Origin of the sequence: Phormidium pseudopriestleyi FRX01 (assembly GCF_017313335.1) — a bacterium.
GTDB classification, from domain to species: Bacteria; Cyanobacteriota; Cyanobacteriia; order Cyanobacteriales; family Laspinemataceae; genus Laspinema; species Laspinema pseudopriestleyi.
Genome location: NZ_JAFLQW010000136.1, coordinates 1 through 9,613, shown reverse-complemented (window position 1 = coordinate 9,613; position 9,613 = coordinate 1). Strand labels below are relative to the sequence as shown.

Sequence of the window (9,613 nt, the reverse complement as noted above, 5' to 3'; positions counted from 1 at the left end):
TCGCGATCGGGGAAATTTAATTCCGGTTGCCGTTATTCACAGTACCCTAGAACCATGCAAAACCATTCACCAAGAGCAACCTTATTTAGAACTCACCTGCGGTCCCTGGCTGCGCGGGAATGCCACAGCAGTTCCCGAGGTGTTATTGGAACGGGTTAAGGGCCTTCTGAATAAGTAACAGTTTCCTAAAAAACAGACCTGCAACTTTGCACTTTACAATATCCTAAAAAACATGACTACTCTGGACAGCTACAAAGTCGAACACCTCTTTCTACTCGTAGGTGAAAACCCTCTGCCCAACTATATAGCGGCTAGAACCCTTTTAGAAGATGGCGGCACAGTCTATCTCGTGTTTACCGAACACACCATAAAGCAGGAAGAATGTCTCGTAGAATGTTTAAAAAAAGGGGGAACCAACCCGATTCAAGAACAACAACTTGAACCTGTTGATTTAGAGGATCGAGAATCCGATAGCGATTTTATTCGTAAAACAATTCAACAAATAATCAAGCCCTTAACAGGAAAAATTGGATTGCATTACACTGGGGGTACGAAAGCAATGGCAGTTCACGCTTATCGTGCTGTACAAGAAAACAAACCGGATGCAGTTTTTAGCTATTTAGATTCACGGCGATTAGAAATGTGCATTGACCGCAAAAACGATCAGCCTATTCGAAAAAAAATTCCTCTGGAGCTATCTTTAGAAAAACTGTTCAAGCTACATAATTTGCCCTGGCAAGAAAAGAAACCACCTTCTTTAGATGCAAAATTGCCTGATGCCGCCGCAGATTTTGCAGATTTTCACAAATATCAAGAAAACGCAGAAGCCTGGAGAGCATGGTGTGAAAATGAAATGAAACCCAAAATGAAACCAGGTAAAAATTGGGCAAACGAAAGCGTTTTAAAACAACAACCAATTCTCGACATAAGTTCTTTACCCCCAGAAATCAAAAACATTCTTTGTAAAAACTTAGATGCCTGCCAAGAAAAATTAGAGTTATCTCTTACAAAAACCAAAAATAAAGGTTTTAAAAAATTAAAACATATTGGCGAATGGTTAGATGGTATTTGGCTAGAAGACTATGTTTTAGAGCAAGTCAAAAACGTTTCTAAAAAATACCCAATTAACGATATAAGGATGTCATTTCACATCGAAGATCAAAATTCAGAAAGCACTGAGGAAAAGTTTGAATTTGACGTTGCATTTATGTTGGGATATCAGCTTTTTGCTATATCTTGTACAACTGACAGTACTAAAGTTCTTTGCAAATCCAAGCTGTTTGAAGCGTATTTAAGAGCGCGTCAACTGGGAGGAGATGAAGCGCGAGTAGCTTTAGTTTGCTGCTATGACAAACCGGATGAACTTAAAGCAGAATTAATCACGACCATAGACAACCGTAAAATCCAGGTATTTGGACGGAAAGATCTAGAGCAACTTTCAGAAAAAATTGCCGAGTGGATCGAAGAAAATAATCAGGAGGCAAACAAATGAGCCGCTATGTTGCCACGGTAATCGATACTACGGGAATTCAGCCCTATATCTTTGGCAGTAACCGATTGCGAGAAAATATTGGAGGTTCTTATTTAGTTGATCAAGCCACCAATGAATGGGCAAAGGAAGAGTTGCGAGACTTGGGACAGCAACAAAATCGCTCTGTCCATATTCCCCACTGGGAGAAACCTGAAGAAAAACCCCATATTGAAGACGGAGAGATTGCGGCAGAGTTAGTCTATGCCGGTGGCGGTAATACTGTCTTACTATTTGACTCTCTGGAGTCGGCTAAACAGTTTACTCGGATTTTGAGTAGCAAAATTTTACGGGAAGCACCGGGAATAAATCTGGTTGCAGCACATCAGGAATTTGAATGGGCTAAGTCACGACTTTATGAAGTGATTGAAGACCTGATGAAAAACAAGTTAGATCGGCAAAAAAGAGGAAGAATTCCTTCAGCACCTTTACTGGGTTTGGGTGTCACTGCATCCTGTCGCTCAACTCAATTAGTAGCGGTGGATACAAGCGACAATGACCACGGATGTCCAATGTCTTATCTAGTTTCCCGCGAAATTGTTGCCAAGTTGGATGCAGTTAAGGCAGCTACTCAAAACCTTGATCGAACACTTTTCGATCCCAAAGTGCCGAAGAAGTACAAAATTCCTTTAGACTTCGATGATTTTGGCCGATCTTTCGGGGAAAATAGCTATCTTGCTATCGTCCATGCCGATGGTAATGATATGGGTAAACGCTTTCAAGAACATGGGAAGAAGTATCCGGAAAATCGAGATTACATCATTGCTATGCGAGAACTTTCCCACTCCGTTTATTGCGCGGGATTAGCTACATTGAAAGATGTTGCAAATGCAATTGTCAATTCAATTGATAGCGAAGGCAAAATCAAAGGGAAATTAGCAATTAAAAATGATTTCTTACCTTTCCGTCCTTTAGTTTATGGGGGGGATGATGTTACTTTCGTCTGTGATGGTAGATTGGGGCTAGAATTAGCCTCAATTTATCTCAACTCTTTTAAAAATCAGCCAGCCGCAGACGGTAAACCCTTATCTGCTTGTGCTGGAGTTTGCATCGTTAAAGCGCACTATCCTTTTGCGAGGGCTTATGAACTGAGTGAACAATTATGTAAAAGTGCGAAAAATTTTCTTCTTGATGAAAAAAAGAACGATTTGTCTGCTATTGATTGGCATATTGCAGCAAGTGGTTTGTTTGGTACAATCAGCGACATTCGGAATCGCGAATATAAAGTTGAAGCAGGGGATCTGACAATTCGCCCTGTTTTGTTAGAACAACTTCGTGGACAATGGCGGACTTGGCCTAATTTTACCAGCATCATCAAGGCTTTTAACGAAGATGAAGAATGGAAAAATAGGCGCAACAAAATTATCGCTTTACGGAAAAAGTTGAGAGAAGGAACACAAGCAACTCAAGAATTTATTAAACTTTACGGTTTAACTAATTTACCTCCAATTGCCGAAGGGGGAAAGCAGGTGCAAACCCGTGGTTGGACAAAAAAACAGTGCGGCTATTTTGATGCCATTGAAGCGATGGAATTTTACATCTCATTGAAGGAGGAAGAATCGGGTGAGCATCTACCAACTAAAAATTAAACTCTTGAGCGATACCACTTTTGGACGTGGAGATGGGGTTGCAGGTCTCCTCGACCAAGAAGTAGAATACGATTCTCATGGATTTCCTTATCTACGAGGCCGTACTCTCAAAGGATTATTAAGCGAGGAGTGCGATAACTTAGTTGCCGTTTTGCCTAATGATGGTACTCGCGAAAATTGGCAGCAGGTGGCCGCAGATTTATTGGGGAGTCCGGGCAGTACCTTGGACACAATAGCACAGATGCACGTTGGCGATGCTTGTTTGCCGAAAGATTTACGCGAAGCCGTTGCACAAGAGCTTAAATTTGATCCCAATTTGAAATCTGTCGATATCTTGGAGTCTCTAACGAGTATCCGCCGCCAAACGGCTATCGACCCTAAAGAGGGAATACCCGATAAACATAGCTTGCGTTCTGCTAGAGTTATCCTGCGGGACCTTGAATTTATGGCCTTTTTGCACTTTGAGACTTCACCCACCGATGAAATGCTATCACTTTTAGTTGCAGGAATCTGGGCATTACGGCGAGTTGGGAGTGGGCGCAATCGAGGGCGCGGTCATGTACGATGCAGGCTTTTTAACGACCAAGGACAAGAGATGAACGAAGATTATCTACCGCGTTTTGGAGCAATTGAAAAACAAGCCGTATGAAAGCGATTACCTTTATTTTAGAAACTCAGCAGCCTGTTTTAGCCACGTCATTTCAGGGAGATCCAAACAGTGATGTCTCTTATTCTTATCTTCCCGGCAGTATGATAAGAGGAGCATTAATTGGACGGTATTTACAGCGTCATAGACTGCAAAATACTGATATTTTGACAGATGAAACCGTTAGACGATTGTTCTTTGATGGCAGCACGCGCTATTTGAATGGCTATCTATACAGTCACAATCAACAGCGCACTCTACCTTTACCTAAGTCTTGGATAAAAGAAAAAAAAGCTGCTCTAAAAGAATCAGAATTAATGCAGGTTTATGATCTAAGCGTGGATGAACACGAATTAGAAGCTCCAAAACCAGTTGGAGAATATTTTTGGGAAAAAGATTCTTCAGGAAGTGTAATTCTTTATACCGTAAATCGACGGATTAATATTCATAACCTGCGCGATCGCCGCAAAGGACGCTCTGCACCGGATAAGCTCAATCCCACAACCAATAAAGTTCTCGAAACGCGAGACAGGGCAATTTTTCGCTATGATGCTTTAGATGCAGGGCAAAGTTTTCAGGCAGTGATTTTGTGTACTGATATTGATGTCGATCTTCTTCAAAATTTACTAGATCCTCCAGATATATGGATCGGGGGGTCTCAAAGTGCAGGGTATGGACACAATAAGATTTCTAACATTTCAATTATCGACAAATGGAATGAGACGAACGTTCCTGTTGAAAACCGTCAGGAAGATGCAACAAGCCTAAGCATTACCCTTTTAAGCGATTTAATTATTAGAGACAAAAGGGGACAATATGTACCGATTGCTCCGACTCAGTTGCTCTGTGAGTTTTTAGGAGTTTCTCTCACCCTTAAATCTTCCTATGTTAGTTTTACAACGATTGGAGGATTCAACCGAAAATGGGGCCTTCCTCTACCCCAAATCCCGGCTATAGAAGCAGGAAGTGTTTTTGTTTACAATTATGTAGACGACCTAACGACGGAGCAAATTTTAACTTTAAAAGCTGAAGGGATTGGAGAAAGACGGGTTGAAGGATTTGGTAGAATAGCTGTCAACTTGCTAAATACTGCCAATTTTAAGGTCAAATTACCGAAGGTGGTTAATCATCAAACTGATCGAACAACCCAGAGTGATTATTCACGAAATTTAGCAACACAAATGGCAGAAAGAATATTGTGCCATAAGTTAGAAAATTTGCTCCTAAACCAAGTACAAGGTAACCCGTTAACGGCTAACCAAATAAGCAATAGCCAACTTTCGCGATTAGTCTTGGTAGCGCGAGAGGCATTATCGAAGAAAAGTCGCCAACCGATTGATGAATTGCTGAAAAATCTTACCTCAACTTCCCGTACCCAATTTAATCGCGCTCGGATAGGCGATCGCTCGTTAACAGCGCAACTGAAAAACTGGCTGAATGAACCCCTAAAAATTTGGAGCGAGGATATCAAGCCCGTGAAGATCGCCGATGTGAATTTAGAACTTACAGAAGAACTGGCGATGGAATATGCCTTGCGATTGATTATGGCTATTGCCAAACAAGCAACGAAGGAGAAAGACTCATGACTTCAGAACGGTTAAAGCGTCACCACCGCCAGATTATTAAACGTTTGATTGTCCGAGGGATTTTAGTCCTAGATACACCGACTTGCTTAGGAAATGGTAATAGCGATTCTAAGAATCCCACGGATTTAATGTTACTGAGGGACAGTATTAGCGATCGCGCTCTTTTAACAGGTGCCTCCATTGCCGGTGCTTTGCGAAACTATCTGCACGAATATGAGAAGGGTTACGGAAAAGATGAAGAAGAGAATAGTCTCGCAACTGCTCTGTTTGGGGGGATTCGTAGTCAGGAAGATGGCGACCAAAGTCCGCTAATTGTTGATGATGCTCTGAGTATCAGCGTAGAACCCACTATCGAACTCCGAGATGGAGTAAGAATCGATAGCAAAACCGGAACGGCTGCTGACAAAGCTAAATATGATTTGGAACTGTTGGCAGCCGGAACGCAATTTCCGCTTTGTTTTGAGTTAGTAATTGATAAAACAGATGATGAAGCAAAGTTAATTAAAGCCTTGGGTTTGGCATTACAAGGCTTGGAAAAGGGAGAGATAGGCTTGGGAATGAAAAAACGGCGTGGGTTTGGTCGTTGTCATGTCAAAGCATGGGAAAGCTGGTTATTTGACCTTCGGATCTCTGAGGAGCGATTAGCGTGGTTGATGTTTGACTATCAATCAACCATAGATGCAACCCACGCATCAATTTCTGAGGCTCTTGATGTTAAGCTAGAGGATGAGGATAAGCGTGATCGCTTTGTCCTGAAAGCAACTTTCAAATTAGCCAGTCCGTTGCTGATTCGTTCGAGTCCTGGGTCCAGTGAATATGCTCCGGATGTAGTGCATCTGCGATCGCACCGACAAGGTAAACCTGTTCCCGTTCTATCAGGAACCAGTTTAGCTGGAGTTCTTTGGCATCGTACCGAGCGTATTATTGAGACATTAGGTAAAAGCCGCACTATGCTGGCTCAACTATTTGGGGTAGTTGATGAGAAAACAAAAGAAGCACAAGCAAGTCGTTTAATTGTCCATGAAAGTGTTATCGAAAATACCGCTGAATTGGTGCAGAACAGAATCGCGATAGACCGCTTTACCGGGGGTGCTTATCATGGAGCTTTATTTGATGAGCAAATCTTGTGTGGCAGCAATGAAACGCGCATTAACCTGGAATTAGAGTTACGGCAACCCAGTCAAGCAGAAGTCGGATTACTTCTGTTGCTGCTCAAAGACTTATGGACAAGCGATTTACCTGTCGGAGGTGAAAAGAGTATTGGACGTGGAAAATTGCAGGGAATTAAGGCTGAGATGGAATGGCATCATCGCGGACCGACCCAGCAAACCTGGACAATTACCCAGGATGGAAAGGGAAAACTTAAAGTTAGTGATAAGAACTTACTAGAAGACTGCGTAAAATCGCTGAAAGCAGAAACCGTATGTATGAGCAAACAGTTATGTACAAAGATTGGCATTGATGACATTGTAGATGATGAGACCTTTACGGCTTGGTTAGAAAAACAAGCACAACAATGGCAACTCGATTATCTCCTGGCTCATGCTGAGGATGGAGTGATTTGGGGATATTTTAAAGATAGCAAACTAACAACCGCTAATCATGTTTTTCCCCAATTTCCAGCTTTACGGTTATTCACTCTTCAGCAATGCCGAATTTTTGGATACCCTGGAGAAGTGTTGGTTTGGCGTACAGGATCAGGATTGCAAGCCCGTTTAGTCCAAGATAATAATGGGACGGAAAGACTCCCTGATGAAAAACAAATTCTTTGGGGTACACAAGGCAAAGAAAAGAATGGGTTTACCCTTCTATCCGATGGGCAAGAAGGATTAAAACACGCTGTACCTTTAACGGGTATTGATTTTGAGTCTCAGTCAGAAAAGATGCATCGGCCAGTTCGCTTGGTAGTCCGGCATTACATTGATTATGATAATAAATCAGGAGTTGCCAGAATTTTTCTCAGCCGTCTAGTCTCTCTTACCTCAGAAAAAGGAGTAACCAAATGACACCGAAACATATTAAGTTTGGCCCCAAAGACAGAAAAGCGATCGCTCCTTATAATTTTGTAGAATTGCCGGATAGTATTGTCACAGCAGAAGAACCACCGAGCTCCAATTGTTACGATAAAAACAGATATACGGGAAGGATTAAATGCGTGATAACTACGGATTCACCTCTTTATATTCGTTGTGGGATGACCCCAGAAAATTTTGCTAAATTCGGTGCTAAATCTGATGATGAATTCAGTGATAAAGACAAAAATGAGAAACGGAAGACACTTGCCGATTTCTTCCAACATCCTACAACCCAGCATCCAGTAATTCCTGGGAGTAGTTTGCGGGGAATGCTCCGGACATTGGTAGAAATTGCCGGATATGGAAAGCTGACGAAAATATCAGACCAGCAGCGCTTTTTCTTTCGTGCTGTAGCTGCTGAAAAGGATGATCCGTTAAAATATCCTTATAAGGAATTAATAAAAAATGTCAAGGCTGGCTATTTGGTAAAGCGTGGAGAGCAATGGTTTATTCGTCCTGCTAAAACAAAGGTTAGTAATCTTTCCTTTATTTGGGTCAAGGAAAGCTCATTGAGCTCCACTGACGTTCCAAATTTGATGAAAATGAATCAAGTGAAGGATTACCAGCCCCAACACATTTTGGTAAATTACAACGGCAGTTTTATCAAAAATGGTCGTACCTTTGCAGAAAATGTTAGTGAGAATATTGATGCTTTTAAACAGAAAGGAATGCTAGTAACCAGTGGCAATATGCTGGAAAGTTCGGATAACGCTAACTCGTCAAATAGGAAAAACCATTGTCTTATTTTTGAAGAGAATAAACAGGCAGAAATTATTCAAATTGATGAAAAAAGTATTGAAGATTATTGCACCAGTCTTACAGATTTTCAAAAAAAACCACCATTTGACAAGGAAAAAGGTGTATTAAAAGATGGGGGTCCTATTTTTTACTGTGAACCCCAAGGAAAGGAGTCAAAAGTTACCCGCTTTGGTCACTCTCCTTATTTCCGGATTGCTTACATCCCTAAAGGAAGCGATCGCGCCGCTTCAGTGATCGATTTTATTCCTAGTGAGCTTACCACCTCAAAGGGAGCAGATTTAGACTTAGCAGAGGCAATTTTTGGCTTTGTTAAAAATGAAAAGCAAGAAGACAATCAAGCTCGTGCTGGCCGTGTTTTTGTCAGTGATGCCATTTGTCAGAAAAAAGAGAGTGATGATATTTGGTGGACTGGAGATTTTACAAAAAGTGTTACTCCACAAATTCTCGCTGGCCCAAAACCGACAACTTTTCAACATTATTTAGTTCAACCGAATTCGGAAAGACGAAAACTGAAGCACTATGGGAGTACCCCCGGTGAAGAAACCATGATTAGAGGTCATAAACTGTATTGGCATAAAGGAAATTCGCCTTCAATTCAGCTAGATAACCCGCAAGATGTTTCAGAAAGTCAAACGACGGAAATTAAACCGATAAAACCGGGGGTTTCGTTTAAATTTACCCTTGACTTTGAGAACTTGTCTCAGATAGAACTCGGGGCATTATTATGGATTCTCAAAATCGCTGGGGATCAGGATTATCGACTGTCTCTAGGGATGGGTAAACCCTTGGGTATGGGTGCGATCGCGATTACCCATGAACTTTGGTTAAGCGATCGCACTGCGCGCTATTCTAGTTTATTCCAAGATGAAGACTGGGCAACAGGCGATCGCCTTGCTACGGGTGATGAATCAGAAAAGTACATTAACGCTTTTGAGGATTACATTGTCACTCAATTAAAAAAACAGGGGGAAAGTTATTCAGATTTTAATACAATACCCCGTATTAAAATGCTTTTGGCGATGCTCAGTTGGCCTGGGCCTTCATCCGAAGAAACTCGATATATGGAAATTGAACGGGATGTACGCGCGTGCCATATCGGGCAGCCTAGGAATGGAGCTAAAACAGTTAATGAATACCAAGAGCGCCCCGTACTCCCTACTCCACTTCAGATTATGGGAGGGGAGGATGCGCCTATTGTGGATCGTCCTCGTCCATCGCCGAAAAACTCAGGCGGGAAGAAGATAGATCCTCCACAACAACAACCAAAACCAACACCTCAACTAAAGAAAACTAGCCAGAATTCAGAAAAAGGAAAGTCAGAAAAAAATAGTGGACTGAATCTAGCGACTCAAAGACCTCCGACAGGAAAATAGTGCGATCGCCTAACGGAAGAAATGCGTCAGCAAACATCACGATCGCCCCGATCGCCT

At 41.9% G+C, this 9,613-nt stretch carries 6 protein-coding genes; all 6 read left to right on the top strand.

The window, feature by feature from the left end; genetic code table 11:
* Positions 1 to 232 precede the first annotated feature (232 nt).
* Genes J0895_RS05230 through J0895_RS05205 form a run of 6 tightly spaced genes read left to right on the top strand, consistent with a single transcriptional unit; the run spans position 233 to position 9,556 of the window.
* Positions 233 to 1,492: a Card1-like endonuclease domain-containing protein gene (locus tag J0895_RS05230; RefSeq protein ID WP_207087064.1), complete on the top strand. Its 1,260-nt coding sequence runs from the start codon at positions 233 to 235 to the stop codon at positions 1,490 to 1,492.
* Positions 1,489 to 3,117 carry a Cas10/Cmr2 second palm domain-containing protein gene (locus tag J0895_RS05225; RefSeq protein WP_207087063.1) on the top strand — a complete coding sequence of 543 codons (1,629 nt, stop codon included), beginning with the start codon at positions 1,489 to 1,491 and terminating at the stop codon, positions 3,115 to 3,117. The genes J0895_RS05230 and J0895_RS05225 overlap by 4 nt, the downstream gene beginning before the upstream one ends.
* Entirely contained in the window at positions 3,092 to 3,766 is a 675-nt protein-coding gene (locus J0895_RS05220) for an RAMP superfamily CRISPR-associated protein (protein WP_207087062.1), read from the top strand. The genes J0895_RS05225 and J0895_RS05220 overlap by 26 nt, the downstream gene beginning before the upstream one ends.
* Entirely contained in the window at positions 3,763 to 5,349 is a 1,587-nt protein-coding gene (locus J0895_RS05215; RefSeq protein ID WP_207087061.1) for an RAMP superfamily CRISPR-associated protein, read from the top strand. Before J0895_RS05220 ends, J0895_RS05215 begins: the two co-directional genes overlap by 4 nt.
* Positions 5,346 to 7,355, top strand: coding sequence for a type III-D CRISPR-associated protein Csx19 (gene csx19 / locus J0895_RS05210; RefSeq protein ID WP_207087060.1), 2,010 nt, complete (start codon positions 5,346 to 5,348; stop codon positions 7,353 to 7,355). The genes J0895_RS05215 and csx19 overlap by 4 nt, the downstream gene beginning before the upstream one ends.
* Positions 7,352 to 9,556, top strand: coding sequence for a TIGR03986 family type III CRISPR-associated RAMP protein (locus J0895_RS05205; protein WP_207087059.1), 2,205 nt, complete (start codon positions 7,352 to 7,354; stop codon positions 9,554 to 9,556). Before csx19 ends, J0895_RS05205 begins: the two co-directional genes overlap by 4 nt.
* Positions 9,557 to 9,613 lie beyond the last annotated feature (57 nt).